Source organism: Telluria sp. AIW5 (assembly GCF_056680575.1).
On sequence record NZ_CM155289.1, the window covers coordinates 1,603,358 to 1,628,755 of the forward strand.

Annotated in this window: 21 protein-coding genes; 11 read left to right on the forward strand and 10 right to left on the reverse strand. The window is 63.1% G+C overall.

Annotated elements, in window-relative coordinates; translation table 11 throughout:
- Positions 1-32: 32 nt before the first annotated feature.
- The 6 genes from AC1MEM_RS07140 to AC1MEM_RS07165 form a co-directional block, all read right to left on the reverse strand.
- Positions 33-725 carry a lysophospholipid acyltransferase family protein gene (locus AC1MEM_RS07140; RefSeq protein ID WP_499477595.1) on the reverse strand — a complete coding sequence of 231 codons (693 nt, stop codon included), beginning with the start codon at positions 723-725 and terminating at the stop codon, positions 33-35.
- Between the two features lie 91 nt (positions 726-816).
- Positions 817-1,374, reverse strand: coding sequence for a D-glycero-beta-D-manno-heptose 1,7-bisphosphate 7-phosphatase (gene gmhB, locus AC1MEM_RS07145; RefSeq protein ID WP_499476270.1), 558 nt, complete (start codon positions 1,372-1,374; stop codon positions 817-819).
- Positions 1,375-1,383: 9 nt separating this feature from the next.
- Entirely contained in the window at positions 1,384-3,471 is a 2,088-nt protein-coding gene (glyS, locus tag AC1MEM_RS07150) for a glycine--tRNA ligase subunit beta (RefSeq protein ID WP_499476271.1), read from the reverse strand.
- A 30-nt stretch (positions 3,472-3,501) separates the two neighbouring features.
- Positions 3,502-4,431, reverse strand: a complete 930-nt coding sequence (gene glyQ / locus AC1MEM_RS07155) for a glycine--tRNA ligase subunit alpha (RefSeq protein WP_499476272.1) — start codon at positions 4,429-4,431, stop codon at positions 3,502-3,504.
- A 203-nt stretch (positions 4,432-4,634) separates the two neighbouring features.
- Complete coding sequence (gene lnt / locus AC1MEM_RS07160; protein ID WP_499476273.1) at positions 4,635-6,200, reverse strand: apolipoprotein N-acyltransferase; 1,566 nt, start codon at positions 6,198-6,200, stop codon at positions 4,635-4,637.
- Positions 6,200-7,087, reverse strand: coding sequence for a CorC family transporter (locus AC1MEM_RS07165; RefSeq protein WP_499476274.1), 888 nt, complete (start codon positions 7,085-7,087; stop codon positions 6,200-6,202). The genes lnt and AC1MEM_RS07165 overlap by 1 nt, the downstream gene beginning before the upstream one ends.
- Positions 7,088-7,247: 160 nt before the next feature.
- Here AC1MEM_RS07165 and AC1MEM_RS07170 point away from each other — a divergent pair, with 160 nt between their 5' ends.
- Both AC1MEM_RS07170 and AC1MEM_RS07175 read left to right on the forward strand, forming a co-directional pair.
- The gene (locus AC1MEM_RS07170; protein ID WP_499476275.1) at positions 7,248-7,700 is read left to right on the forward strand and encodes a (2Fe-2S)-binding protein; all 453 of its coding nucleotides are present in this window, start codon (positions 7,248-7,250) and stop codon (positions 7,698-7,700) included.
- A 9-nt stretch (positions 7,701-7,709) separates the two neighbouring features.
- Complete coding sequence (locus AC1MEM_RS07175) at positions 7,710-9,941, forward strand: xanthine dehydrogenase family protein molybdopterin-binding subunit (protein ID WP_499476276.1); 2,232 nt, start codon at positions 7,710-7,712, stop codon at positions 9,939-9,941.
- A 69-nt stretch (positions 9,942-10,010) separates the two neighbouring features.
- Here the strand turns inward: AC1MEM_RS07175 and ybeY are convergent, their stop codons facing one another.
- From ybeY to miaB, 3 genes are read right to left on the reverse strand one after another with little or no spacing between them, the layout of a single operon-like run.
- Positions 10,011-10,481 (reverse strand): rRNA maturation RNase YbeY, encoded by a 471-nt coding sequence (ybeY, locus tag AC1MEM_RS07180; protein WP_499476277.1) that lies wholly within the window; start codon positions 10,479-10,481, stop codon positions 10,011-10,013.
- Complete coding sequence (locus AC1MEM_RS07185; protein ID WP_499476279.1) at positions 10,456-11,541, reverse strand: PhoH family protein; 1,086 nt, start codon at positions 11,539-11,541, stop codon at positions 10,456-10,458. The genes ybeY and AC1MEM_RS07185 overlap by 26 nt, the downstream gene beginning before the upstream one ends.
- Positions 11,538-12,899 carry a tRNA (N6-isopentenyl adenosine(37)-C2)-methylthiotransferase MiaB gene (miaB, locus tag AC1MEM_RS07190; protein WP_499476281.1) on the reverse strand — a complete coding sequence of 454 codons (1,362 nt, stop codon included), beginning with the start codon at positions 12,897-12,899 and terminating at the stop codon, positions 11,538-11,540. The genes AC1MEM_RS07185 and miaB overlap by 4 nt, the downstream gene beginning before the upstream one ends.
- Before the next feature lie 609 nt (positions 12,900-13,508).
- Between miaB and AC1MEM_RS07195 the strand changes: the two genes are divergently transcribed.
- From AC1MEM_RS07195 to AC1MEM_RS07210, 4 genes are all read left to right on the forward strand, one after another.
- Positions 13,509-13,895, forward strand: a complete 387-nt coding sequence (locus AC1MEM_RS07195) for a hypothetical protein (RefSeq protein ID WP_499476282.1) — start codon at positions 13,509-13,511, stop codon at positions 13,893-13,895.
- A gap of 384 nt (positions 13,896-14,279) precedes the next feature.
- Positions 14,280-14,885, forward strand: coding sequence for a glutathione transferase GstA (gene gstA, locus AC1MEM_RS07200; protein ID WP_499476283.1), 606 nt, complete (start codon positions 14,280-14,282; stop codon positions 14,883-14,885).
- A gap of 69 nt (positions 14,886-14,954) precedes the next feature.
- A complete protein-coding gene (locus AC1MEM_RS07205) occupies positions 14,955-15,521 on the forward strand; it encodes a DUF1697 domain-containing protein (protein ID WP_499476284.1) in 567 nt (188 codons plus the stop codon).
- Positions 15,522-16,135: 614 nt separating this feature from the next.
- On the forward strand, positions 16,136-18,094 hold the full coding sequence (locus AC1MEM_RS07210; RefSeq protein WP_499476286.1) for an AAA family ATPase: 1,959 nt from the start codon (positions 16,136-16,138) through the stop codon (positions 18,092-18,094).
- Between the two features lie 198 nt (positions 18,095-18,292).
- On the opposite strand, the gene AC1MEM_RS07215 is transcribed toward AC1MEM_RS07210, so the two are convergent.
- Positions 18,293-19,993 carry a cation:proton antiporter domain-containing protein gene (locus AC1MEM_RS07215; protein ID WP_499476287.1) on the reverse strand — a complete coding sequence of 567 codons (1,701 nt, stop codon included), beginning with the start codon at positions 19,991-19,993 and terminating at the stop codon, positions 18,293-18,295.
- A 157-nt stretch (positions 19,994-20,150) separates the two neighbouring features.
- Between AC1MEM_RS07215 and AC1MEM_RS07220 the strand changes: the two genes are divergently transcribed.
- The 5 genes from AC1MEM_RS07220 to AC1MEM_RS07240 are packed head-to-tail and all read left to right on the forward strand — an operon-like array spanning position 20,151 to position 25,381.
- Positions 20,151-21,332 (forward strand): lipid-transfer protein, encoded by a 1,182-nt coding sequence (locus tag AC1MEM_RS07220; RefSeq protein ID WP_499476289.1) that lies wholly within the window; start codon positions 20,151-20,153, stop codon positions 21,330-21,332.
- Between the two features lie 9 nt (positions 21,333-21,341).
- Positions 21,342-22,487 carry an acyl-CoA dehydrogenase family protein gene (locus tag AC1MEM_RS07225; RefSeq protein WP_499476291.1) on the forward strand — a complete coding sequence of 382 codons (1,146 nt, stop codon included), beginning with the start codon at positions 21,342-21,344 and terminating at the stop codon, positions 22,485-22,487.
- Positions 22,488-22,547: 60 nt separating this feature from the next.
- Positions 22,548-23,699: a CaiB/BaiF CoA transferase family protein gene (locus AC1MEM_RS07230; protein WP_499476292.1), complete on the forward strand. Its 1,152-nt coding sequence runs from the start codon at positions 22,548-22,550 to the stop codon at positions 23,697-23,699.
- A gap of 33 nt (positions 23,700-23,732) precedes the next feature.
- A complete protein-coding gene (locus AC1MEM_RS07235; RefSeq protein ID WP_499476294.1) occupies positions 23,733-25,001 on the forward strand; it encodes a DUF445 domain-containing protein in 1,269 nt (422 codons plus the stop codon).
- Between the two features lie 59 nt (positions 25,002-25,060).
- Complete coding sequence (locus AC1MEM_RS07240; protein WP_499476295.1) at positions 25,061-25,381, forward strand: putative signal transducing protein; 321 nt, start codon at positions 25,061-25,063, stop codon at positions 25,379-25,381.
- The last annotated feature ends 17 nt before the right edge of the window (positions 25,382-25,398 follow it).

Below are 25,398 nucleotides of genomic sequence, written 5' to 3' on the forward strand. Positions count from 1 at the left end.
TGGAGGTGCTTTGATCAGGGCGCCAACTTCGTTCAGCCATCGGTGTAGACGTGGGGCGAAATGACGCGCATTTCTGATTCTATCCAATTTTCGACCTCTTGCATCAGGCTGTCGGGAGTATGGTTTTCTGGCGAGATCGGTTTGCCGATCGAGACCGTCACGAGCCCTGGCCGTTTGATGAACGAATTCTTCGGCCAGCATTCACCTGAATTATGCGCGATCGGCACGACAACGGCTTGGGTTTCTACAGCCAGCCGTGCGCCGCCGCTCTTGTACTTTCCCTTTTTTCCAACAGGGATGCGCGTCCCCTCCGGGAACATGATGATCCACTGGCCGTCCGCCAGGCGCCGCTTGCCGTGGCGGACCACGTGGGCAAAGGCGTTCTTGCCTTCCTTGCGGTCGATCGGAATCATGCGCAGCAGCGCCATCGCCCAGCCGAAGAAGGGGATGTACAGGATTTCCTTCTTGAAGACGAAGACCAGGGGGCGAATCAGGTTCGGCAGCAGGAAGATCGTTTCCCAGGCCGACTGGTGCTTCGACAGCACGATCGCCGGCGCGTCCGGCAGGTTCTCGTAGCCCTTGAACTGGTAGCGGATGCCGCAAATGACTTTCGCGCACCAGATGATGAAGACGTTCCAGCGCGAGGTCACCCAGAAGCGCTTGTTGTAGGGGAGTGGCGCGACCAGGAAGCAGACGCAGGCCCAGACCACGGTGGCAAGCACCATCACGATGGTAAACAGGAGGGATCGCAGGAAGGGGACGACGGTACGCAAGCAGGACTCTCTTTGATGTTGGTTGGGCTGGCCGATTCGGCTGCTAATTCGGCTGCAAGCGGGGCGCGGCTTTGAGCAGCGCCGTCACCATCGCGGCCAGGTCGGGGAAGACCTGGGTGCCGGGCGGCAGGCCGCCGGTCAGCTGGGTTTTCTCGCCCTTGCCGGTCAGGACCAGGTTCGGCAGGCAACCGCTCACAAAACCGGCCTGCAGGTCGCGCAGCGAGTCGCCGACCGTCGGCACACCCTTCAGGCTCACTTTGAAACGCTTGCTGATCTCTTCGAACATGCCGGCTTTCGGTTTCCTGCAGTCGCAGTTGTCGATCGCCGCGTGCGGGCAGAAGAACACCGCGTCGATGTCGGCACCGACTTGCTGGGCGGCGTTGTGCATCTTCTGGTGGATCGCGTTCAGGGTCGCCATGTCGAACAGTTCGCGCGCGATGCCCGACTGGTTCGACGCGATGATGACGCGGTAGCCGGCCTGGTTCAGGCGCGCGATCGCCTCGAGCGAGCCGGGGATCGGAATCCACTCGGCCGGGCTTTTGATGAAATCCGGCGAGTCATGGTTGATGACGCCGTCGCGGTCGAGGATGATCAGCTTCATCACGCGTCCTTATGCCGCCAGCTTCGAGATGTCGGCCACGCGGTTCATCATGCCGTGCAGCGACGACAGCAGGGCCAGGCGGTTGTTGCGCAGCGCCTGGTCTTCGGCCATCACCATCACGTCGTTGAAGAAGGCGTCGACATCGTCGCGCAGCTGCGCCAGCGTTTTCAGCGTGCCGGCGAAGTCGCCGCCCGCGAATGCCGCGTCGACCTGCGGGCGTACGCGTTCGATTGCAGCGGCCAGCTTGCGCTCGGCCTCTTCCTGCAGCAGGTCCTGCGAGACCGTACCGATTGCGGCGTCCGTCTTTTTCAGGATGTTGGTGATGCGCTTGTTGGCCGCGGCGAGCGAGGCGCTTTCCGGCAGGGCCGCAAAGGCTTGCACCGCTTCGAGGCGCTGGACCACGTCGTCGACGCGGTCCGGATCCTGGGCCAGCACCGCTTCCACTTCGTTCGGCGTGAAACCGCGCTCGCGCAGCATGCCGCGCAGGCGGTCGAGCATGAAGGCGCCGACTTCCGCACGCGGGTCCTTGAAGGCGGCCTGGCCTGCGAAGACGCCGGCTGCATCGCCGAGCAGTTCCGAGATCGCCAGCGGCAGGCGCTTCTCGACCAGCATGCGCATCACGCCCAGGGCGTGGCGGCGCAGCGCGAACGGATCTTTTTCACCAGTTGGCTGCAAGCCGATGGCCCAGATACCGACCAGGGTTTCCAGTTTGTCGGCCAGGGCAACCACCAGGCCCGTGTTCGTCGACGGCAGCTTGTCGCCGGCAAAGCGCGGCTGGTAGTGCTCGGAGGCGGCCAGCGCCACTTCCTCCGATTCGCCATCGTGGCGCGCGTAGTACGTGCCCATGATGCCTTGCAGCTCGGGGAATTCGCCGACCATGTCGGTCACCAGGTCGGCCTTCGCCAGGCGCGCGCCGCGTTCGGCCTGCGCCACGTCGAAGCCGAGGCGTTTGGCGATGGCGCCGGCGAGCTCCGTGATGCGCTCGGTGCGCTCGGCCTGGGTGCCGAGTTTGTTGTGATAGACGACGGTCGACAGCTGCAGCAGGCGCGATTCCAGCGTCTTCTTCTTGTCCTGCTCGAAGAAGAACTTGGCGTCCGACAGGCGCGGGCGCACCACGCGCTCGTTGCCGCCGACGATGTGTTGCGGGTCGTCGGTGGCGATGTTCGAGACGATCAGGAAGCGCGAGCGCAGCTTGCCTTCACTGTCCGTCAGCGCGAAATACTTCTGGTTCGTCTGCATCGTCAGGATCAGGCATTCCTGCGGCACCGACAGGAAAACTTCCTCGAAATGGCATTCATACACGACCGGCCATTCGACCAGGGCCGCGACTTCGTCCAGCAGGGATTCCGGCATCAGCACCTGGTCGGCGCCCGCTTTGTCGAGCAGCTGCGCGCGGATGCTGTCCTTGCGCGCGGAGGCAGAGGCAATCACCTTGCCCTCGTTGTGGAGGATGTCGGCGTAGCGGTCCGCATGCGTGATCGCGATCGACTGCCCGTGCGAAAGGAAGCGGTGGCCCATGGTCTGGCGGCCGGCGTCCAGGCCGAGCAGGGTCAGGGGCAGCACCTGTTCGCCGAACAGCGCGAGCAGCAGGTGCACCGGACGCACGAACTGCACGGTGGCGCCGTCCGGACGCTGGTAGCTCATGAGTTTCGGGATCGGCAGCTTGGCAACCGTCTCGGCCAGCACGTCCTGCAGGCCGCCGGCGAGCGCGCTGCCCGGTGCCGTATAGGTGTAGAAGAAGCTCTCTGCCTTGCCGTCCTGGGCGCGTTCGAGGTCGGCGATTTCCAGTTCGGGGAAGCCGAGGGCGGCCAGTTTCTTGGCCAGCGGCGCGCTCGGGTTGCCCTCCTTATCCAGTGCCACGGAAACCGGCAGCACCTTTTCGCGGATCGATTTATCGGGCGAGGTCGCGCGCACTTGCGTGATCGAGACGGCCAGGCGGCGCGGCGTGGCGTAAGGAGTGACGACGCTGCCATCATCGAGGAAGCCGCGTGTCTTCAGGCCGTTGGCGATGCCGGTCGCGAAAGCCGCGCCCAGTTTGACGAGCGCTTTCGGCGGCAGTTCTTCGGTCTGCAGTTCGACGAGTAGTGTTTGATTCATGAGTTCTGTTCTTGTCTGGTGCGTCGAGGTTCAGGCAGCGGCTTCGGTGGCGGCCGGGGTTGCAGCGGCTGGCGCCATCGGGAAGCCGAGCTTTTCGCGCGAATCGTAATAGGCCTGGGCGACCAGGCGCGACAGCGTGCGCACGCGGCCGATGTAGGCCGCGCGTTCGGTGACCGAAATGGCGCCGCGGGCATCGAGCATGTTGAAGCTGTGCGAAGCCTTCATGATCTGCTCGTAGGCCGGCAGGGTCAGTTCCAGTTCGACCAGGCGCTTGGCTTCCGACTCGTGATTGGCGAAGGCCTGGAACAGCAGCTCCGTGTTCGCGTGCTCGAAGTTATAGGTCGACTGCTCGACTTCGTTCTGGTGGAAGACGTCGCCGTACGACAGCTTCTTCGTGATCCCGTTTTCTTCCCACTCGGTCCACACCAGGTCGTAGACGTTTTCCACGCCCTGCAGGTACATTGCGAGACGTTCGATACCGTAGGTGATCTCGCCCAGCACCGGCTTGCAATCGAGGCCGCCGACTTGCTGGAAGTAAGTGAACTGCGTGACTTCCATGCCGTTGAGCCAGACTTCCCAGCCGAGGCCCCAGGCGCCCAGGGTCGGGCTTTCCCAGTCGTCTTCCACGAAGCGCACGTCGTTCTTTTTCAGGTCGAGGCCCAGCGCCTCGAGCGAACCGAGGTAGAGGTCGAGGATGTTTTCCGGCGCCGGCTTCAGCACGACCTGGTACTGGTAATAGTGCTGCAAACGGTTCGGGTTTTCGCCGTAACGGCCATCCTTCGGACGGCGCGAAGGCTGCACGTAAGCGGCACGCCATGGCTCAGGTCCAATCGCGCGCAAGAAGGTGCCAGTGTGGAAGGTGCCGGCGCCCACTTCCATGTCGTAAGGCTGGAGCAGGGCGCAACCTTGCTTGTCCCAATAGGTCTGCAAGGTCAGGATAATTTGTTGGAATGTAAGCATCGAAGAGTAGCGCCGCGCGCTAGAGTTTGTGAAAAATCCTCCATGGCGGCGTTGCATCGTCTCGCCGTACAGGTGTACTGTCTTCGACGACGCGCCTTGCCCTGGAGGTTTTTCACAAACTCTACAGGCGCGAACACGGTAGGTTTGCCAAATGACCAATTCTAGCGGGTTTTGCCCGGCCGCTGGGACCGGATTCAACCCGACTATTCGAGATTGGCCTTTTTCTTACGGTAACTGCGTCCCGAAAACCAGGCGCCCAGCAGGGCCAGTGCGCCCAACAGCAGGAAGGTGTAGTTGCCGAAGCGGATGTAAGGCGTCATGCCCGTCGTGCCGCGCACGGTCGCGCTCAAGGTTCCCTCGGTGTAGAAAGGCAGCAGCTGCCTGACCTGGCCGCGGCCGTCGATGAGGGCAGTGGCGCCGTCGTTGGTCGAGCGCAGCATCGGGCGGCCGGTTTCCAGAGTGCGCATGCGCGAAATCTGCAGGTGCTGCGGGATCGCATACGACTGGCCATACCAGGACAGGTTCGACATGTTCAGCAGCAGCGTCGCCGGATGCGGCGCATTGCGCAGCTGGTAGGCAATCTCTTCGCCGAATACGTCTTCATAACAAATGTTCGGCAGCACCCACTGATCCTTGACAGGGAAGGGCGCCTGCATGACTTTGCCGCGCGTGGCGTCGTTCAGCGGAATGTTCAGCATGTCGGTGAACCAGCGGAAGCCCGGCGGAATGAATTCGCCGAAGGGCACGAGGTGCGCCTTGTCGTAGCGGTAAGGTGAGGCTTGCGGCGAGATCGCGACCACGCTGTTGGCGTACTGGCGCGGACCGTCGAGCAGCGGGATGCCGACCGCCAGCGTGCTGCCGCTGCCGGCGGCGAAGCGCTGCAGGCTGGCCAGGTAATCCGGTGGCAATTCCTGGGGGAAGCTCGGGATGGCCGTTTCCGGCGTGGCGATCAGGTCGGCAGGCGCGGCCGTGATCATCGCCTTGTACTTGTCGAGGATGCTCGTCAGGAAGGCGTAATCGAATTTGTGATCCTGCGGCACATTCCCTTGCAACAGGCGCACGGTGATGGGCGCGCCGGTTTCCTGGGTCCACTCGATGGTGCGCAAACCCGCGCCCACGGCCAGCAAGGCCGCCAACAGGCCAAGCGCCGGCAGGCGCGCGCGTTGCGTCAGCATCACGAGGCAGCCGGCGCCGACCGCCACCAGTACGCCGATGCCATACACGCCGATCAAGGGCGCGTAGCCCGCCAGCGGAGAAGTCACGTGCGCATAACCGGATACCGACCAGGGGAAACCCGTAAATACCCAGCCGCGCATCCATTCGGACACGCCCCAGGACACGGGCAGCGCAACCAGGACAAAAGGCATCAACGGCAGCGACCAGCGCCGGCGCAGCCAGGTGGCCACGCCGGTGGCGAGGGCGCCGAACAAGCCCATATACAGCCCCAGCAGGGCGATGCCGATGGCGCCGAGGATCGCCGGCAAGTGGGCGAAGCGGGTCATCAGGATATATAGCCAGTGCATGGCGCCGACCGACCAGCCGAAGCCGAAAGCCCAGCCGAGCAGGGTGGCGCGCCTGCTTGATGCGCCGAGGCCGACCCGGTAGAACAGGTAGGCGAGCAGCAAGAATTGCAGCGGCCACCAGCCGAAGGGTTCGAAGGAGAACACGGAGGCGCCGCCGGCCAGGGCCGCCAGCACCAGTTCACGCAGGGGAGGACGCGCGCCCCGCACAGTGGGCACGGGCGCGCCGGCGGGACGGCGGCGCAGCATCAAGCGTCGTCGTCGCGGGCGTGCTGCGCATGTGGCAGCTTTTCGACCAGCAATACGTGGATCTGGCGCGCGTCGGCGCGCAGCACTTCGAAGCGCAAATTACGCAGGGTAAATTCCTCACCCTTGTGCGGCATCCGGCCCAGGTGGCCGGCAACGAAGCCGCCGATGGTGTCGGCCTCGTCTTCGGGCAGGTCGACGCCGATTTCTTCGTTGAACTGGTCGATCTCGGTCAGCGCTTTCACGCGCCAACGCGGGCCGAGCTGGCCTTCCTTGACCGACAGGACGTTATCTTCTTCCTCGTCGAAATCGTATTCGTCTTCGATGTCGCCGACGATCTGTTCCAGCACGTCTTCGATGGTGATCAGGCCGGCCACGCCGCTGTACTCGTCGACAACAATCGCCATGTGGTTGTGGTTGGCGCGGAAATCGCGCAGCAGCACGTTCAGGCGTTTTGATTCAGGAATGAAAATCGCCGGGCGCAGCATGGCGCGCACGTCGAAGCTTTCCTCCGCGTAATATCGCAGCAAATCCTTGGCCAGCAGGATGCCGACCACCTTGTCGCGCTCGCCTTCGATGGCGGGGAAGCGCGAGTGGGCCGTCTCCAGCACGATCGGCAGCCATTCCTCGATCGGATCGGTAATGTCGATCACGTCCATCTGGGAACGGGGCACCATGATGTCGCGCGCCGACAGGTCGGAGACCTGGAACACACCCTCGATCATCGACAGGGCGTCGGCGTCGATCAGGTTGCGCTCGTGTGCTTCGTGCAGCACTTCAAGCAGCTCGGTGCGATTTTCTGGCTCAGGGGAGATGAATGCGGTCAGTCGTTCGAAGAGCGACCGGTGGGGTTTGGCGTCCGATCGGACGTCAGTGGGATACTCGGGCATAGTTGGCGTGAAGCCGTTGTTACGGTGGACGTAGCATACACCAAAAGCGAGCCCGCCAGAGCGCGCAAGGGCGTAGGGAGTCCGGCCCACGAGCTGCTCAGCGCGCCGGACGCGCTTGCTTTATCATGGATCAATTGGCCAAAAAGCAAAGGAATCGCCCATGCCCGCCCTCACCATCAACGGTACCACCACCAACCTCGATGTCCCCGACGACATGCCCTTGCTGTGGGTGCTGCGCGACGTCGCCGGCCTGACCGGCACCAAGTTCGGCTGCGGCCAGGCCCTGTGCGGCGCCTGCACCGTCCACCTCGACGGCCAGCCGATCCGCTCCTGCGTGACGCCGGTATCCGCAGCGGCCGGTAAGAAAATCGTCACCATCGAGGCCATCGGCCAGGATCCGGTCGGCGCCAAGGTGCAGGACGCCTGGCGCCAGATCGACGTGGTGCAGTGCGGCTATTGCCAGTCGGGCCAGATCATGTCGGCGACCGCCTTGTTGCAGGCGACGCCGAAGCCGAGCGATGCCGATATCGATAACGCGATGTCGGGCAACATCTGCCGCTGCGGTACCTACGGACGTATCCGCCAGGCGATCAAGATCGCCGCCGCTAAATAAGGAGCGCGCATGAGCCAGAATGACAAGCACCAGGTGCCGAATTCGCGCCGCCGTTTCATGCAACTCGGGGCCACTGCCGGCGGCGGCCTGCTGTTCGGTTTTTCGCTGTTCGGCTGCCAGAAGGACAATGACCGCAAGGAAGCGCCGCCCGAGAAAGCCGTGGGCCAGGCGTCGACCGAGCATTCCGATACCCCTGCCGGCCTGGCGCGCGACGCGTTTATTCGCATCGACCGCAGCGGCATCGTCACCCTGATCATCCACAAGGTGGAAATGGGGCAGGGCACGTTCACTTCGATGCCGATGCTGCTGGCCGAGGAACTGGGGGCCGATTTGTCGAAGGTAAAACTGGAGCAGGCGCCGGCCAACAACGAACTGTATGCCGATCCATTGCTCGGTGGCCAGGTGACCGGCGGCTCGACTTCGGTGCGCGGCGCCTGGAAGCCGCTGCGCGAAGCCGGCGCCATGGTGAGGAGCGTCCTCGTCTCGGCCGCGGCCAAGAACTGGAATGTCGATACCAATGAGCTGCAGGTCGTGGCCGGCAGCGTGCGCCACCAGGCCTCGGGCCGCTCGGCCCACTTCGGCGAGCTGGTCGACGCGGCTTCAAAGATGGAGCTGCCGAAAAACGTCAAGCTGAAGGCGCCGGAGCAATTCGTGCTGATCGGCAAAACCATGAAGCGCCTCGATTCGCCGGCCAAGACGGATGGCAGCGCGCTGTTCGGCATCGATGCGCGCCTGCCGAACATGGGCATTGCCGCCGTGGCGGCCTCGCCGGTGACGGGCGGCAAACTCGTTGCCGTCGACGAGGCCAAGGCGATGGCGGTGAAAGGCGTGCGCCAGGTGTTGCGCCTCGAGGGCGCCGTGGCCGTCGTCGCCGACCATTTCTGGGCTGCGAAACAAGGCCTGGCCGCTGCCGCCCCGCGCTGGGACGATGGCGCCAACGCCAATGTGTCGCTGGCCGGCATCGTGGCCGACATGATGAAAGTGTCGGAGGGCAGCGGCGCGGTCGCGAAGAACGCCGGCGACGCCATCAAGGCGCTGGGCAAGGACGGTGGCCGCAAGCTCGACGCCATCTATGAAATGCCTTTCCTTGCCCATGCGACCATGGAACCGATGAATTGCACGGTCGACTTGCGCGCCGACGGCTGCGACCTCTGGGTCGGTACGCAGGTGCCGGCGCTGGCGCAGGGCGCCGCGGCCAAGGTGGCCGGCATCCCGGTCGAGAAGGTCAAGGTCCACAATTATTATCTAGGGGGCGGTTTCGGCCGGCGCCTGGAAGTCGACTACGTCATCCAGGCGGTCGCGTTTGCGAAACTGAGCAAGGGACCCGTGAAATTCATCTGGACCCGCGAAGAAGATATTCAGCACGACATGTTCCGTCCGTATTACGTGGACCGCCTGTCGGCGCGCCTGGACGACAAGGGCCACATCGCCGCCTGGTTCCACCGGGTGACGGGCTCGTCCATCATGTCGCGCTTCGCGCCGCCCGCCGTCAAAAATGGCGTCGATCCGGATGCGGTCGAGGGCGCGGCCGACCTGCAGTACACGATTCCCGATATGCGCGTCGAATACGTGCGCCATGAGCCGGCCGGCATACCGACCGCCTTCTGGCGCGGCGTCGGACCGACCCACAACGTCTTCGTGGTCGAAAGTTTTATCGACGAACTGGCGCAGGCGGCGAAGCAGGACCCGGTGGCCTTCCGCCGCGCCCTGCTCGATAAATCGCCGCGCACGCTGGGCGTGCTGAACCTGGCAGCGCAAAAGGCCGGCTGGGGCAAGCCGCTGGCGCCGATCGCGGGACGCAAGGTTGGGCGTGGCGTGTCGACCCAGTTTGCCTTCGGCAGCTACATGGCGCAGGTGGCGGAAGTCTCGGTCGGTCCCGAGGGCGACGTGCGCGTGCACCGCGTGGTGTGCGCGGTCGACTGCGGCCAGGCAATCAATCCGGATACCATCGTCGCGCAGATGGAAGGCGGCATCGTCTTCGGCGCCACGGCCGCCTTGTGGGGCGAGATCACGATCGACAAGGGCCGGGTGCAGCAGACCAATTTCGGCGACTACCGCGTGATGCGCATCAATGAAGCGCCGAAGGTCGAAGTGCACATCGTCGTCAGCAAGGATGAACCGGGCGGCATCGGCGAGCCGGGCACGGCCGGCATTGCGCCGGCGCTGTCGAATGCCGTGTTCGCCGCGACCGGTAAACGGATTCGCAAGCTGCCGATCGGGGAGCAGTTGAAGAAGGCGTAAACGCACAACGCCGCTGCCGTAGATGTCTACCGGCAGCGGCGTAACCCACCCTACAAACGCAACAACGCTTTACTCTGCCTCATACGGGTCCGGATACCCGAGCACTTCCATGATGTCGCGCTCGAACTGTTCCATCTCCTCGGCTTCCTCGTCGTGCTCGTGGTCATACCCTTGCGCATGCAGGACGCCATGCACCACCAGGTGCGCCGCGTGTTCCTCGACCGTTTTCTTTTGCTCGTCCGCCTCGCGCTGCAGCACGTCCGTGCACAGGATGATGTCGGCCTGGGTCGGCTCATCCTCGGCCAGCTCCTCGCCTTCGTTGTAGGCAAAGGTCAGCACGTTGGTCGCATAGTCCTTGCCGCGGTAGTCGCGGTTCAGGGTCTGCCCCTCGGCGCTGTCGACGAAACGGATCGTCAGTTCGGCCGGTCCCAGCAGGGTGGCGCGCACCCAGCGCTCCACCAGCTCGGGCGTGATGGCCGATTCGAGGCGGGCGTCCGGGTACTGGACGTCGAGGTCAAGCGGATGGTTTTTTTCTTGCATTGCGGGTGGTCGTTGGTTTTGGCAAGGCGCCCAGTTCCTGGACGGCAGTGGCCATTTCATAGGCATCGACGATGCGGCCCACCAGCGGGTGGCGCACCACATCGGCGCTCGAGAATTGCGTGAAGGCGATACCGCGCACGTCTTTCAGCACATGCATGGCGTCGACCAGGCCGCTGCGCTGGGTTTTATGGAGGTCGACCTGGGTGACGTCGCCCGTCACCACGGCCTTGCTGCCGAAACCGATACGCGTCAGGAACATCTTCATCTGCTCGGCGGTCGTGTTCTGCGCCTCGTCGAGGATCACGAAGGCGTGGTTCAGCGTACGGCCGCGCATGTAGGCGAGCGGGGCGATCTCGATCACCTGCTTTTCGAACAGCTTTTGGGTGCGGTCAAAGCCGAGCAGGTCGTACAGCGCGTCGTACAGCGGACGCAGATAGGGATCGACCTTCTGGCTCATGTCGCCCGGCAAGAAGCCGAGGCGTTCGCCCGCTTCGACCGCCGGACGGGTCAGGATGATGCGCTTGACCGCGTCGCGTTCCAGGGCGTCGACGGCGCAGGCCACGGCCAGATAGGTTTTACCCGTACCGGCCGGGCCGATGCCGAAGCTGATGTCGTGCTCGAGTACGGCTTTCAGGTACTGGATCTGGTGCGGCGTACGTCCGCGCAAGTCGCTGCGGCGCGTCTTGAGCGTCGGGCTGACGAGTTCGGCATCGCTGTCGGCTGCCTCAAGCTCATCGGCTTGCTTGTCCGGGGCTGCCGCCGCACCCGCGCCTTCGTTGGCAGGCTTCAGGCCGGCGCGCTGTTCGACCAGGGCAAGCTGCACTTCCTCGATCGGCACGATTTTGTTGGCCACGGCATAGAAACGCTCGAGCAGCTCGACCGCGCGCTCGGCATTGGCGCCGTTGACGATGAATTTCTCGCCGCGGCGGAAGATGGTCACATCGAGCGCGGCCGAGATCTGGCGCAGGTTTTCGTCGAGCGGACCGCACAGGTGGGCAAGCCGCGAATTATCGAGCGGCTCGGGAATGAAATAAGACGGTTGGGTAGGTTGTGTTTTCAACTGGCTATGGCAATCGTATCGAGATTGGCGACGAGTTCGCCGCGCAGTGAATAATCCAGGCTCTCGGTGACGCGCACATCGACCAGCTGGCCGATCAGCGCGTTGCCCGCGGCGCCCGGAACGAAAATGACCACCCGGTTGTTCTCGGTGCGGCCTTGCAGTTCGGACGGATCTTTCTTCGACGGACCCTCGACGAGTACGCGCTGGACCGTGCCGACCATTGCCGCGCTGTACTTGCGGGTATTGGCATCGATCAGGGCTTGCAGGCGCTGCAAACGTGCCAGCTTGACCTCGTGCGGGGTATCGTCTTCCAGGTTTGCGGCCGGCGTGCCGGGGCGCTTGCTGAAGATGAAACTGAAACTGTTATCGAAGCCGACGTCCTGCACCAGCTTCATCATGGCCTCGAAATCGGCCTCGGTTTCGCCGGGGAAGCCGACGATGAAATCCGAGGAGATCGCGATATCCGGGCGCACGGCACGGATACGGCGGATGATCGATTTGTACTCCAGCCCCGTGTATCCACGTTTCATGGCGCCGAGGATCCTGTCTGCGCCGTGTTGCACCGGCAAATACAGGTGGTTCACCAGTTGCGGGATCTTCGCGTAGGCATCGATCAGGCGCTGGGTAAATTCCTTCGGGTGACTGGTGACGAAACGCAGGCGCTCGATGCCCGGAATGTCGGCAATGTATTCGAGCAGCAAGGCAAAATCGGCCATCTCACCACTTTCCATCGCGCCGCGGTAGGCGTTCACGTTCTGGCCCAGCAGCATGATTTCCTTCACACCCTGGGCGGCCAGCCCGGCCACTTCCGTCAACACGTCCTCGAAGCGGCGCGACACTTCCTCGCCGCGCGTATAAGGCACGACGCAGTAACTGCAATACTTGCTGCAGCCTTCCATGATCGAGACATAGGCCACTGGGCCGTCGATCTTGGCTGGCGGTAAATGGTCGAACTTCTCGATTTCCGGGAAGCTGATGTCGACCTGGGCCGTGCCGCTGCTGCGGCGCGCGCGGATCATCTGCGGCAGGCGGTGCAGGGTTTGCGGCCCGAACACCATGTCCACATGCGGCGCGCGCTTGACGATCGCTTCGCCTTCCTGCGAAGCCACGCATCCGCCTACACCAATGATGAGGTCGGGACGCTCGCGTTTCAAGGCGCGCAGGCGGCCGAGGTCGGAAAATACTTTTTCCTGCGCCTTTTCTCGTACAGAACAAGTATTAAAGAGAATGACGTCGGCATCGTCGGGCGTGTCGGTACGCACGAGTCCGTCGGACGCGCCGAGGACGTCTGCCATTTTGTCCGAGTCGTACTCGTTCATCTGGCAACCAAAGGTCTTGATAAATACTTTTTTCTGCATGAGTGCTCGGGGGAAAGAAGGGCTGGGACTGTGACAAGGCGACAAGCCAGTTTACCGTAATTTGGTCCTGCTCACCAAAATACGGCTTATGCATGGGCGATATTCAATGCGCCCAGGAACTATGTGTTGCCAAGTCCGAAACGATTGCAATTCTAATCAGATTGTTAAATTGCGCATAGGAACTAAAACGCTGCGACTAAGGCAGAGTCAGCGTTTGCTCAATATCTTTCCTGTTGTAAATCAAGACCTTCGGCCTAAATTCTTTTACACAAATTAGTAAAAGAAATCTCTTGCGTGCGCCACAAATTATCCCCATGTGTTGAAATGCCTATGTGACAAGCTTTCCACACGATAGCTTGATTTCCAACAATGCGTCATGTGCTCAGGACGGACACGATCGGTTCGTAAGGCTCTGATAATTTGTTTGAAAGACAAGTGCGTTCGGGGAGTGTTAGCAGAACGGATGTACGCCGGCATTGTTTTTAAGCTAGGAATCAGACTCGTTCTGTTTAATGGCCCAGGAGCGTGTCCGGGAACTTATGTTGACGGAACGTAGTCATTACAAAGTTCGTAACGGAACTATTTCATTCACTTTACGAGGTAAAAATCATGGCACACCATGCTTTGTCATCGCAGGAAAGCTACAACCCCAACCACCTGCTCGACATCTTGCTCGGCAAGATGCAACTGAAGAACGACGCGGCCCTGTCGCGCATGCTCGAGGTGGCTCCACCGGTCATCAGCAAGATCCGCCACCACCGCCTGCCGGTTGGCGCCTCGCTGTTGATCCGCATGCACGAAGTGACCGGCATGAGCATCCGCGACCTGCGCGACCTGATGGGCGACCGCCGCACCAAGTACCGCCTGTCCGACGCGCAAGGCCGTCCAAAGCCAGAAGAGAAGGCAGCCGCAGCAGCCGCCGCTCAACAGCAGCAACAGCAGCAAGCGCAGAGCACCGAGGCTACCTCTTCGTCGTCCGGCAACTATGCGCACTAATGCCGGCGGCATGGCGCGTGTTACTGCCATGCCCTCGGTAATGCCAGGCAGCGGCCCGGCGTCCTGAGCGACGCTGCGCGCGCTGCCTTTTCTTTTGCGCGTCCCGCTGGCGTTCGCCTGCCGGATGCGTTGTCGTTTGCGCTTCCTGGTCCCTGTTCCGTGTTCTCAGCTTGTCGTGCGCTTTCGACCTGCGGCCACGGCATCGTCGCACTCATCGCAGCACGGCCTCGTCGTCCTGCAAGCGCCACGTGCATTCCCTCCCCGTGGGCCGTTTCTGCGCCACCCCAAGCACTGGTACGCCGAGTATTGTATTCTCGCCATGCTCCGCCTGGCTTGTCGTTTGCGCATGCCTGGCGCGTCCATTACTACCAGACAAGGATACCCATGAAACTGTATTTCAGCCCCGGCGCCTGCTCGCTGTCGCCCCACATCGTCCTGCTCGAGGCAGGCCTGCCATTCACCTCCGAGCGCGTCGACCTGCGCGAAAAAAAGACGGCCGGCGGCGAGGATTTCCGCGCCATCAATCCGAAAGGCTATGTGCCGGCCCTGGCGCTGGACGACGGTACGCTGCTGACCGAAGGCCCGGCCATCGTCCAGTACCTGGCCGACCTGGCGCCCGGCGCCGGCCTGCTACCGCCCGTGGGCGATGCCGCACGCTATAAAGTGGTCGGCTGGCTGAACTTCGTCTCGGCGGAACTGCACAAGAACTTCGGCCCCTTGTTCAACCCCGCCGCGACCGACGACATGAAGGCACATGCGCGCAAGATGCTGGCGCTGCGCCTCGACTACGTCGCCGCGCAACTGGCCGGGCGCGACTTCCTGGAAACGCGTTTCAGCGTGGCCGACGCCTATTTGTTTACCGTGCTCGGCTGGACGGACTTCCTGAACGTGAGCCTGGCGGACTGGCCGGTGCTGGGCGAGTACCGCACCCGCGTCGCCGCGCGTCCGGCCGTACAGCAGGCGCTGCGCGAGGAAGGCTTGGTCAAATAAGAGGGCTGGTCAAGTAACAGAAAGTAAAGCCGGACGCCGCCCGCCTCCCGTGGGCGGTACCATGGCCACATGACGAGTCAACGCTATATTGCCCTGATCCGCGGGATCAACGTCGGCCGCGCCAAACGCGTGGCCATGGCCGATCTGCGCAAGCTGATCGGCGACATCGGCTACAGCGACGTGCGCAGCGTCCTCAATAGCGGCAACCTGGTGTTCTCCGCCGATGCGGTCGGACCCACGGTGGCCGCGGCCGCGATCGAAGAGCAGCTCGTGCTCAAGCTGGGCGTGGCCGCACGCGTGATGGTGCTCAGCCGCGAGGAACTGGCCGCCGTGCTGGCCGAGAATACCTTGCTGGCCCAGGCAAGCGACCATGCGCGCCTGCTGGTATTCATCCTCGGCGATGCAGCCATGCGCAACGCGGTGGCGCCGTTGTGCGAACGCGCCTGGGGCGCGGAAGCCCTTGCCGTGGGCCAGCGCGCGGCCTACGTCTGGTGTCCGGAAGGCGTCCTGGCCAGTGCCGCAGCAACCGCGCTCGGCAAGCAGTTGGGCGACAACACGACTTCGCGTAACTGGAATACCTTGTGCAAGCTGTATGCGCTGTGCAGTGAACCCGCGGCCGCTCCACCAGGTTCGTGAAGCGCCCGACGCTTCCAATCGTTGGCGGCACCTGCTCGAACTTCTCGCTGCCATCCCGGCGTACCCGGTAGCCGCCAGGCGTACCGGACCAGGGAAAGCGGGGAGGGCATCGGAAGCGATGCCCGTATGGTCGAGCAAGACAAATCGCTGTCGCGCACCCGCGTTCGATTCGGGCCGAAAACAGCTCTGCGGCAAGTAGGCGCGCGAGCCACGGGAGGGCGGCGCACCCTGTGAAAGAAATGCGACAGCGCGTCAATTCGGAAATATCAAATCAACATGATTTCAGTCGATTTTCATTGAAACAGTATTAACTGTTTTCATAAATGCCACGCGTGGAACGCATCTTTTGCCAGGCTGGCAACGAATAGCGTTGTCAAGGTTTCCAGCTATGACGCCGATCAAGAAATTTTAAGCGTGGCGTATACATCTGCGTTTTCTTTACGGGTATAGTCTCTCTATCCCTATTGCCTCAGGGCATCAAAACGATGTCGAACGCATATGTTCGACATGCCTACGGCCTCCAAGAGCCGCCGCCCTTCCGCCAGCCTTATTCGGAACGGCAACCGCTGTTTGCACTGTCGTATCCGCATCCAATTATTTGTAAAGTTCCGAACATGCCCAACTTTGCCCGACTTCAGATTGCCTTCAAGAATGTTTATGTGCGCATCGCCGCCGCCGTCCTGCTGGGCGCCGTGACCGGCATTGCGATCTATACGGCCGACGCGCCGCAGGATCCGAGCCCGGTCGTTCATTCGCAAGACATTTCTGAAATCACCCGCCTGGCCGGTCAGAAGGACAAGCTCGAGTACCTGATGGTGGCCAAGCCATTGTCGGAGTCGCCGCGCTACGTCTTCAAGTTCAAGAGCGCGCCCGCGCTGCACGTGGTCAAGGTGCCGAGCACCTCGCACCTCTCCCTCGAGCGCGAAGTCCTGCTCAAGAACGCGATTCCGTATTCGATCGCGAGGGACGATTTCCTCGCCTCGCACAAGGCCGTGCTCGACGAAGGCGGCTCGGTGGCCGCCGACGCGGCTGACTTCATGAAGCGCCATGCGTTCGAGATCGTGCTGCTGCTGTTGATCGTCTACTCGCTGAAGTTCGGCATCCCAGGCATGGGTGCGAGCTCCACCATGATCATGCCGGACAAGCTCAAGGGCAGCATGGATGACCTGATCGGCATGGAAGACATCAAGCAGGAAGTGCTGCACCTGGAAGACATGATTCGCAACCGCGAGGAATACGCGTCGCACAACATCGACAAGCCGTTCAACGTGATGCTGACCGGGCCTGCCGGTACCGGCAAGACCAAGCTGGTCGGTTATCTGGCCAAGCGCCTGGACATGCCGCTGATCTCGGCCTCGGGCTCGGCCCTGGAGTCGGGCTATGTCGGCGGCGGCTCGAAAGCCCTGAGTGCCCTGTACCGCAAGGCCTGCGCCAAGGGCAAGTGCATCATCTTCCTCGACGAAGCGCAAAGCCTGTTCATGCCGCGCGGCCGCAGCGAAAAGAAGTGGGAAGACGATACCGCCAACACCCTGCTCGGTTTGCTCGACGGCGTCAAAAGCGACAAGGGCCAGGGCGTGATCTGGGTGGTCGCCTCGAATTTCGACGACGCCTCGACCGACATGGACGAAGCAATGCTGCGCCGCTTCTCGGTCAAGATCAACTTCCGCCTGCCGAACAAGGGCGAGCGCCGCGAATTGCTGAAGAGTTTCCTGTCGCGTAAAAAAGAAGGCCTGGTCGACTACAACGACCTCGACCTGGACCAGATCGCCGAGATCACCCAGAACCTGAGCCCGGCGCTGCTGGAAACCGTGGTCGAGCGCGCTTCGATGCTCTCGATCCAGGAAAAAGTCATCATCAATACCGACCTGCTGTTCCGAGCCTACGAGCGCGCCACGATCGGCCTGACCGACCGCGCCACGACACATGAAAAGCACAAGCAGCGCGAGCGCATCGCTTTGCACGAACTGGGTCACTTCTTCATGCAGATCGACCCGCACCTGCGCGCCGGTTTGAGCCTGGCCGAAGTGAAGGAAAAGTCGCACCTGCTCAAAATCAGTACCGAAGCGGTCTCGAAGATAGGCGCGCTGGGTTACGTGCTGCAGTCGGGTGACGACATGTCGCTGCGCACGCTGGAAGAACTCGAGCGCGACGTGGTCGGCCTGTATGGCGGCATGGCGGCCGAAGAGCTGTTCTACGGCGCCCGCGGCATCTCGGTCGGCGCCCAGAACGACATCGAGAAAGTGACCAAGATGCTGAACCTGATGGTCAACCGCCTGTCGATGTACTCGCGCTCGAAGATCGACTACAGCCAGCTGAAAAACGACGCCAGCGGCGAACACACGCTGCGCCAGATGGAAGAGAAGGCCGATGAACTCTACAGCTACACGCTGGGCGCGATGCGCGACTACCGCGCGCTGATCGAATCGCTGAAGGACACGCTGCTCGACCAGTACGTGCTGTCGAAGGACGCCGTGTTCGCGCTGCTGGAAGAGCGCAAGGAACTGCTGCACTTCGCGCCGAAGCACGCCAACCTCAAGCTGTGCGCGGAGACCGGAGAGATGGTCGCGGCTTGAGCCGGTCCTTCCGAATAAAAAGCCCGCTGTGCGTTAAACGCCAGCGGGCTTTTTTATTGTTGGCCGATGCATTCCGTAGGGTGGGCGCCCCGGGCCCACGCGGACATATGCATAATGTTGGCACAGCGGCTAGCGCGACCAAACCCCGTGGGCACGGGGCGCCCACCCTACGAAAACCGGCGCAGGTCGGCACACTCCTCAGTGCTGCTGCTCCGTCTCCTTCAGCGTCTCCATCACATACCGCGTCATGCTCGCCGCCAGCTCATGCTCGCCGAGGAAGACCTTGCCGCCCGTATCCTTGCGCAGCAGTTCCGCTTCTTCCTCGTTATGGGTGCGCACCAGGCAGCGGATCGTCGGATTGAGCATGGTCGCCGTCTCGATCATCGTGCGCACGTGGAAGGTGTCGGGCGTGGCGATCACCAGCACCGCGGCGCGCGCGATGTGGGCCTGGATCAGCACCGCCGGTTCGGCCGCATTGCCCACCACCGCCGGCTGGTCGCGCCGCCGCAGCGCTTCGACCAGCTCGCGGTTCTGCTCGGCCACGACGAAGTGCACGCCCTGCGCCGTCAGCTCATCGGCGATGCGGCGTCCGACGCGGCCGTAACCGACCAGCACCACCTGGCCGGTGAGGCGCTCGTGCGGCACCGTCATCGGCAGCTCGGCCAGCGGATCGGGCGAGGATTCGAGCTTGCGCACGGCCTCGGAGTTCGCCCGCAGCCAGCGCTGCAGCGGTTCGATCGCCTTGAACAGCAGCGGGTTCACCGCGATCGAGATGATGGCGCCGGCGAGGATCAGGCTTTGCCCTTCCTGCGGCATCAGTTGCAACGAAATGCCGAGCGCCGCGAGGATGAAGGAGAATTCGCCGATCTGCGCCAGGCTGGCCGAGACCGTGATCGCCGTATTGAGCGGATAACGCAGGGCCAGCACCAGCACCATCGCCGCGATCGACTTGCCGAAGATGATCACAAGCACCACCGCCAGCACCTTCAAGGGACTGTCGACCAGCACCGCCGGATCGAACAGCATGCCGACCGACACGAAGAACAGCACCGAGAATGCGTCGCGCAAGGGCAGCGACTCTTCGGCGGCGCGGTGGGAGAGGTCCGACTCGCGCAGCACCATGCCGGCGAAGAAGGCGCCCAGCGCGAACGAGACGCCGAACAGCTCCGAGGAGCCGTAGGCAATGCCAACCGCGGCGGCGATCACCGCCAGCGTAAACAGTTCGCGCGACGCCGTCTTGGCAACCCGCCACAGGAACCAGGGAAACAGTTTGCGGCCGACGATCAGCATGAAAGCGACAAAGGCGCCGACCTGCAGCAGCGTTTTTCCGAGCGCGTACAGCAGCGAGGTGTCGCCGTCCGCCCCCTTGCCGCCGAGCGGGCCGGCGAGCGCCGGCAGCAGCACCAGCACCAGCACCGTCACCAGGTCTTCGACCACCAGCCAGCCGACCGCGATCCGTCCGTTCATCGAGTCGAGGATGCCCCGTCCTTCCAGTGCGCGCAGCAGCACCACGGTGCTCGCGACCGACAGCGCCAGGCCGAACACCAGCCCCGCCCCCAGGCTCCAGCCCCACAGGTGGGCCATGCCCATGCCCATCGCGGTCGCCACCGCGATTTGCAGGATGGCGCCGGGCAGGGCGATCTTGCGCACATCGAGCAGGTCGCGCAGCGAGAAGTGCAGCCCGACCCCGAACATCAGCAGCATCACACCGATCTCCGCCAGCTGCGAGGCCAGCGACACGTCCGCAACGAAGCCCGGCGTGGCGGGGCCGATGACGATGCCGGCGGCGAGATAACCGACCAGGGCCGGCAGTTTCAGGCGCACGGCGAGCATCCCGAAGAGGAGGCCGAAACCGAGGGCGGCGGCGATGGTGGTAATCAGGCTGAGTTCATGATGCATGCAGGACGGCTCCTTATCAAGGTTGAATCGGACCAGTATAAGCGACGTAGACTACATGGTCGGAAAATAGAGGAATGCCTCGGGACTGCGGCCAGTTCAGCGCGGCGACGGCTGGCTATAATCGATTCGATAAAAGACCCTATAAACAGGAGACAGCATGAACAAGGTATTCGTCACGGGCGTGGGCATGATCCCGTTCGCCAAGCCGGGCGCGAGCGCCCCGTATCACCAGATGGCCGCCGCGGCCGCGCGCGCCGCACTGCAGGACGCCGGCGTCGACTACGGCGACATCGAGCAGGCCTACGTTGGCTATGTGTACGGCGACTCGACCTGCGGCCAGAAAGCCTTGTATGGCGTCGGCATGACCGGTATCCCCATCGTCAACGTCAACAACAACTGCTCGACCGGTTCCACGGCCCTGTTCCTGGCGCGCCAGGCGATCGCCAGCGGCGCCGTCGACTGCGTGCTGGTGCTCGGCTTCGAGCAGATGAGTCCCGGCGCCCTCGGTTCCGTCTTCACCGACCGCCCGACGCCTTTTGATGACTTCGACGCCGTCACCGACCGCCTGGTCGGCAAACCAGAGATCCCGCTGGCGCTGCGCTACTTCGGCGGCGCGGGCCTGGCGCACATGGAAAAATACGGCACGCCTTTATCGGCATTTGCCGAGATCCGCGCCAAGGCCAGCCGCCACGCCGTCAACAACCCGCTGGCGCTCTTTAAAAAGGAAGTCACGGCGCAGGACGTGCTCGATGCGCCGATGATCTGGCCTGGCGTGATGACGCGTTTGATGGCCTGCCCGCCGACCTGCGGCGCGGCCGCGGCGGTGCTGGTCTCGGAAGACTTCGCGAAGAAGCGCGGCCTGCGCAGCGACGTCTACATCGCCGCGCAAGCGATGACGACCGACCGCGCCAGCACCTTCGACTCGAACGACATGATGCGCCTGGTCGGCTACGAGATGAGCCGCGAAGCCGCCGACAAGGTCTATCAACAGTCCGGCATTGGCCCCGACGAACTCGACGTCGTCGAACTGCACGACTGCTTCGCGCATAACGAACTCATTACCTACGAAGCCCTCGGCCTGTGCCCGGAAGGCGGCGCGGACAAATTCATCCGCGACGGCGACAACACCTACGGCGGCAAGGTCGTCACCAATCCATCGGGCGGCCTGCTGTCGAAGGGACACCCGCTCGGCGCAACGGGCCTGGCCCAGTGTTTCGAGCTGACCCACCAGCTGCGCGGCAGCGCCGGCGCGCGCCAGGTCGACGGTGCGCGCACGGCCCTGCAGCACAACCTGGGCCTGGGCGGGGCCTGCGTCGTCACCATGTACCGCGCGGCGTAAGGGGGCAGCATGCAATCGATAAGCCCATCCTGGACGAACCCGGAGCTGGACGGCTTTCGCGACGCCGTGCGCCGCTTCGTCGCCAGCGAAATCGCGCCCCATGGCGAGCGCTGGCGCCAGCAGCAGCACGTCGACCGCGAATTGTGGAACAAGGCTGGCGAGATGGGCCTGCTGGCCGCCGACATCCCCGAAGAATACGGCGGCTCTGGCGGTGACTTCTCCCACATGGCGATCATCTTCGAGGAGCTGGGCTACGCCGGCGACATGGCGTTTGGATTGCACGTGCACGCGATCGTCGCCCACTACCTGCTGAACCAGGGGACCGAAGAACAGAAGCGGCGCTACCTGCCGAAACTGGCCAGCGGCGACATGATCGCGGCCATCGCGATGTCCGAACCGGGCGCCGGCTCCGACCTGAAAGGCATCCGCACCACCGCCATCAAGGGCAAGGACGGCTACCGCCTGAACGGCTCGAAGACCTTCATCTCGAACGGCTACCTGGCCGACCTGATCCTGGTGGTCGCGAAAACCGATCCGGCCGGAGGCGCGAAAGGCATCTCGCTGATGCTGCTGGAAACCCGCAACAACCCGGGCTTTCGTGTCGGACGCATCCTGGAAAAGCTTGGGCAGAAGGGACAGGACACCTGCGAGCTGTTCTTCGACGAGGCCCACGTAGCCTTCGATGGCGTGCTCGGTGGCGAAGAGGGCAGGGGTTTCGTCCAGCTGATGACGGAGCTGCCGTATGAACGTACCATCATCGGCGTGGCCGGCGTGGCGGCGATCGAGCGCGCTTTGGCGCTCACCGTCGAACACACGAAAGAACGCAAGGCCTTCGGCCAGGCCCTGATCGAGATGCAGAACACGCGCTTCGTGCTGGCCGAAATCAAAACCGAGGCGACGGTGGCGCGCATCTTCATCGACCGCTGTATCGAGGACATGCTGGCCGGCCGCATGGACGCCGTGCGCGCCTCGATGGCGAAATACTGGATCTCGGACTTGCAGTGCAAGGTCGTCGACCAGTGCCTGCAGCTCTTTGGCGGCTACGGCTACATGCTCGAATACCCGATCGCCCAGATGTACGTCGACGCCCGGGTCCAGCGCATCTACGGCGGCGCCAACGAGATCATGAAAGAGATCATCGCCCGCTCCTTGTAATGTAGGGTGCGCACTTGTGCGCACGCGGTACAACGCCGATCAATCCCACTGGACACATCCATGCCCGGACCACTCACTGGCATCAAAATCATCGAAATGGTCGGCCTCGGCCCCTGTCCCTTTGCCGCCATGATGCTGGCCGACATGGGCGCCGAGGTGATCCGCATCGACCGCAAAACCAGACCCGGCGCGGGCAACCCCTTCCCGATGCTGGGCACGAAATTCGACGTCATGGCACGCGGCCGCCGCTCGCTCGCCCTCGACCTGAAAAAGCCGGAAGCACGCGAGGTCGTCCTGAAATTGACAGAACAAGCCGACATCCTGATCGAAGGCTTCCGCCCCGGCGTGATGGAGCGCCTCGGCCTCGGCCCCGACGCCTGCCTGGCGCGCAACCCGAAGCTGGTTTTTGGGCGCATCACCGGCTGGGGCCAGACCGGCCCCTTGTCGCAGGCGGCCGGCCACGACCTGAACTACATCGCCCTGTCCGGCATGCTGCACGCGATGGGCCGCGCCGATACGCCGCCCAGCCCACCATTGAACCTGGTCGGCGACTTCGGCGGCGGCGCCATGATGCTCGCCTTTGGCGTCGTCTGCGCGGCGCTGGAAGCGAAGACCTCGGGCAAAGGCCAGGTGGTCGATGCCGCCATGACCGACGGCGCGGCCCTGCTGGGCGCGATGATCTACGGCCTGCGCGCCTTCGGCTCCTGGAACGACGGGCGCGAAGCGAACATGCTCGATGGCGGGGCGCCGTTCTACGACACCTATGCCTGCAGTGACGGCAAATTCCTGTCGGTTGGTGCGATCGAGCCGCAGTTTTACGCGCAGCTGCTGGAGATCACGGGCGCCAGCGATCCCGACTTCGCAAAGCAGTGGAGCCGGAAGCGCTGGCCCGAGCTGAAAACGAAATTCGCCGCGCTGTTCGCCACTCGCACGCGCGACGACTGGTGCGCGCTGCTGGAAGGCACCGACGCCTGCGTCGCACCGGTACTCGACATGGCGGAAGCGCCCACGCACCCGCACAACGCGGCGCGCGGCACCTTCATCGAGATCGATGGCGTGACCCAGCCGGCGCCGGCGCCGCGTTTCAGCCGCACGCAGTCCACGGCAGGGCAGGCGGCCGCCGCGCCGGGACAGCACAGCGCCGCCGTGCTCGCGGACTGGGGCTGGAGCAGCGAATCAATCGAAACGCTGAAAAGCGCCGGGGTCATATAGGATTGCTACGGTAGAGATAAAGCTGCCGTAGACATGACTAAAGAACGCGAACTCGATCGATCGAAACGGCTGGCGCTGGGATTTTTCATCGGCGCCGCGCTGCTGTTCGTGCTGAGTTTTTTCCTGCCCCAACACTGGTGGACGGGTTTATTGAAAGCCTTTGCCGAAGCGGCGATGGTCGGCGCCCTGGCCGACTGGTTCGCCGTGGTCGCGCTGTTCAGGCGCGTGCCGATTCCGGTCGTCTCGCACCACACCAACATCATCCCTAACAACAAGGCCAAGATCGCCGACAACCTGGCGCTCTTCGTGCACGAAAAATTCCTCGATACCGAATCGATCGTCCGCCTGATCCAGAAACACGACCCTGCACAAAAAGTGGCCGACTGGCTGACCAGGCCGGCGAACACGCAGCACATGGGCGGCTACCTGGTGAAAACCGCGGGCTGGATGCTCGATTTCACCGAAGACGCGGCGATCCAGAATTTTTTAAGGAAAGCCGTGCACACGATGGTCGGCAGTGTCGATTTATCCAAATCGGCCGGCACGATCCTGGAAAGCCTGACCCGCGGCGGACGGCACCAGGAACTGCTCAACGAAGGCATCCACCAACTGGCGGCATTGCTCGATAACGAAGAAACGCAATCGACTATCTCGCAGGGCATCGTCGACTGGCTCAAGGAAGAATATGCCTTCATCGAAAAGATGCTGCCGTCGGAACTGATCGGCCGTAAAGGCGCCGATATCGCCGTGCGCCTGGCATCAACCATCCTGAATAAAGTAGCGCGCGACCCGGACCATCCGCTGCGCCAGCGTTTCGACGTGTTCACCGCCGAATTCATCGAGCGCCTGAAAATCGACCCGCAATTTTCCAGCAAGAGCGAAGAGATCAAGAATTATCTGCTCAACGACGAGACGCTCAACAATTACCTGAAGTCGCTGTGGGGTGAATTGAAAGCCTGGCTGAAAGCAGACCTGGCGAGCAAAGATTCGACCCTGCGCGCCCGCCTGGAAGCGACCGGCGCCTGGCTCGGCAAGACCCTGGCCGAGGACGCGCAACTGCGCCAGTCTCTCAACGAGAACCTGGAACTGGCGGCGCGCGCGGCGGCGCCCGAATTCGCCGTCTATCTGACCCGGCATATCGCCGATACGGTCAAGAATTGGGACAGCGCCGAGATGTCAGAACAAATCGAACTGAATATCGGCAAGGATTTACAATTTATTCGCATAAATGGCACGATCGTCGGCGGGCTGATCGGCGTGATCCTGTACCTGCTGTCGTCCTTGCCTGGCGTCTTGCGGTAATCGCGCGTCGCAAGCGGCGGGCGAAGCGTACTATCGGCTCATCCATCACGGGAGCACATATGGAACACGCATGGGAGCAGTCACTGAGCGCTTGGCTTGCCGCGCATCCCGACATCGAAGCGATTCCCGGGCGCGACCTGTTCATCGTCGCGCGCTATCTGGTGCCGATGGAGGCGCGCCTGATGCAGGGCTGCATGGAAGCGTCCGGCATTCCGGCGGTGCTGGCCGACGCGCACCTGATGCAGGCCGACTTGTTGCTGGCGCCGGCCCTGGGCGGGGTACGCATCCTGGTGCCGGCCTGCTTCGTGCAGCAGGCGCAGGCCGTCCTCGAAGCCTATGCGCGCGGCGCCTATGCGCTGGATGACGCCGCCGCCGGATAAGCAAGCAACCGGGGCCC

Excerpts from the sequence above, each read along its gene's own strand:
- AC1MEM_RS07140 (WP_499477595.1), bottom strand. The coding sequence starts at position 725 with ATGGTGCTTGCCACCGTGGTCTGGGCCTGCGTCTGCTTCCTGGTCGCG.
- gmhB (WP_499476270.1), bottom strand. The coding sequence starts at position 1,374 with ATGAAGCTGATCATCCTCGACCGCGACGGCGTCATCAACCATGACTCG.
- glyS (WP_499476271.1), bottom strand. The coding sequence starts at position 3,471 with ATGAATCAAACACTACTCGTCGAACTGCAGACCGAAGAACTGCCGCCG.
- glyQ (WP_499476272.1), bottom strand. The coding sequence starts at position 4,431 with ATGCTTACATTCCAACAAATTATCCTGACCTTGCAGACCTATTGGGAC.
- lnt (WP_499476273.1), bottom strand. The coding sequence starts at position 6,200 with ATGCTGCGCCGCCGTCCCGCCGGCGCGCCCGTGCCCACTGTGCGGGGC.
- AC1MEM_RS07165 (WP_499476274.1), bottom strand. The coding sequence starts at position 7,087 with ATGCCCGAGTATCCCACTGACGTCCGATCGGACGCCAAACCCCACCGG.
- AC1MEM_RS07170 (WP_499476275.1), top strand. The coding sequence starts at position 7,248 with ATGCCCGCCCTCACCATCAACGGTACCACCACCAACCTCGATGTCCCC.
- AC1MEM_RS07175 (WP_499476276.1), top strand. The coding sequence starts at position 7,710 with ATGAGCCAGAATGACAAGCACCAGGTGCCGAATTCGCGCCGCCGTTTC.
- ybeY (WP_499476277.1), bottom strand. The coding sequence starts at position 10,481 with ATGCAAGAAAAAAACCATCCGCTTGACCTCGACGTCCAGTACCCGGAC.
- miaB (WP_499476281.1), bottom strand. The coding sequence starts at position 12,899 with ATGCAGAAAAAAGTATTTATCAAGACCTTTGGTTGCCAGATGAACGAG.
- AC1MEM_RS07195 (WP_499476282.1), top strand. The coding sequence starts at position 13,509 with ATGGCACACCATGCTTTGTCATCGCAGGAAAGCTACAACCCCAACCAC.
- gstA (WP_499476283.1), top strand. The coding sequence starts at position 14,280 with ATGAAACTGTATTTCAGCCCCGGCGCCTGCTCGCTGTCGCCCCACATC.
- AC1MEM_RS07205 (WP_499476284.1), top strand. The coding sequence starts at position 14,955 with ATGACGAGTCAACGCTATATTGCCCTGATCCGCGGGATCAACGTCGGC.
- AC1MEM_RS07210 (WP_499476286.1), top strand. The coding sequence starts at position 16,136 with ATGCCCAACTTTGCCCGACTTCAGATTGCCTTCAAGAATGTTTATGTG.
- AC1MEM_RS07215 (WP_499476287.1), bottom strand. The coding sequence starts at position 19,993 with ATGCATCATGAACTCAGCCTGATTACCACCATCGCCGCCGCCCTCGGT.
- AC1MEM_RS07220 (WP_499476289.1), top strand. The coding sequence starts at position 20,151 with ATGAACAAGGTATTCGTCACGGGCGTGGGCATGATCCCGTTCGCCAAG.
- AC1MEM_RS07225 (WP_499476291.1), top strand. The coding sequence starts at position 21,342 with ATGCAATCGATAAGCCCATCCTGGACGAACCCGGAGCTGGACGGCTTT.
- AC1MEM_RS07230 (WP_499476292.1), top strand. The coding sequence starts at position 22,548 with ATGCCCGGACCACTCACTGGCATCAAAATCATCGAAATGGTCGGCCTC.
- AC1MEM_RS07235 (WP_499476294.1), top strand. The coding sequence starts at position 23,733 with ATGACTAAAGAACGCGAACTCGATCGATCGAAACGGCTGGCGCTGGGA.
- AC1MEM_RS07240 (WP_499476295.1), top strand. The coding sequence starts at position 25,061 with ATGGAACACGCATGGGAGCAGTCACTGAGCGCTTGGCTTGCCGCGCAT.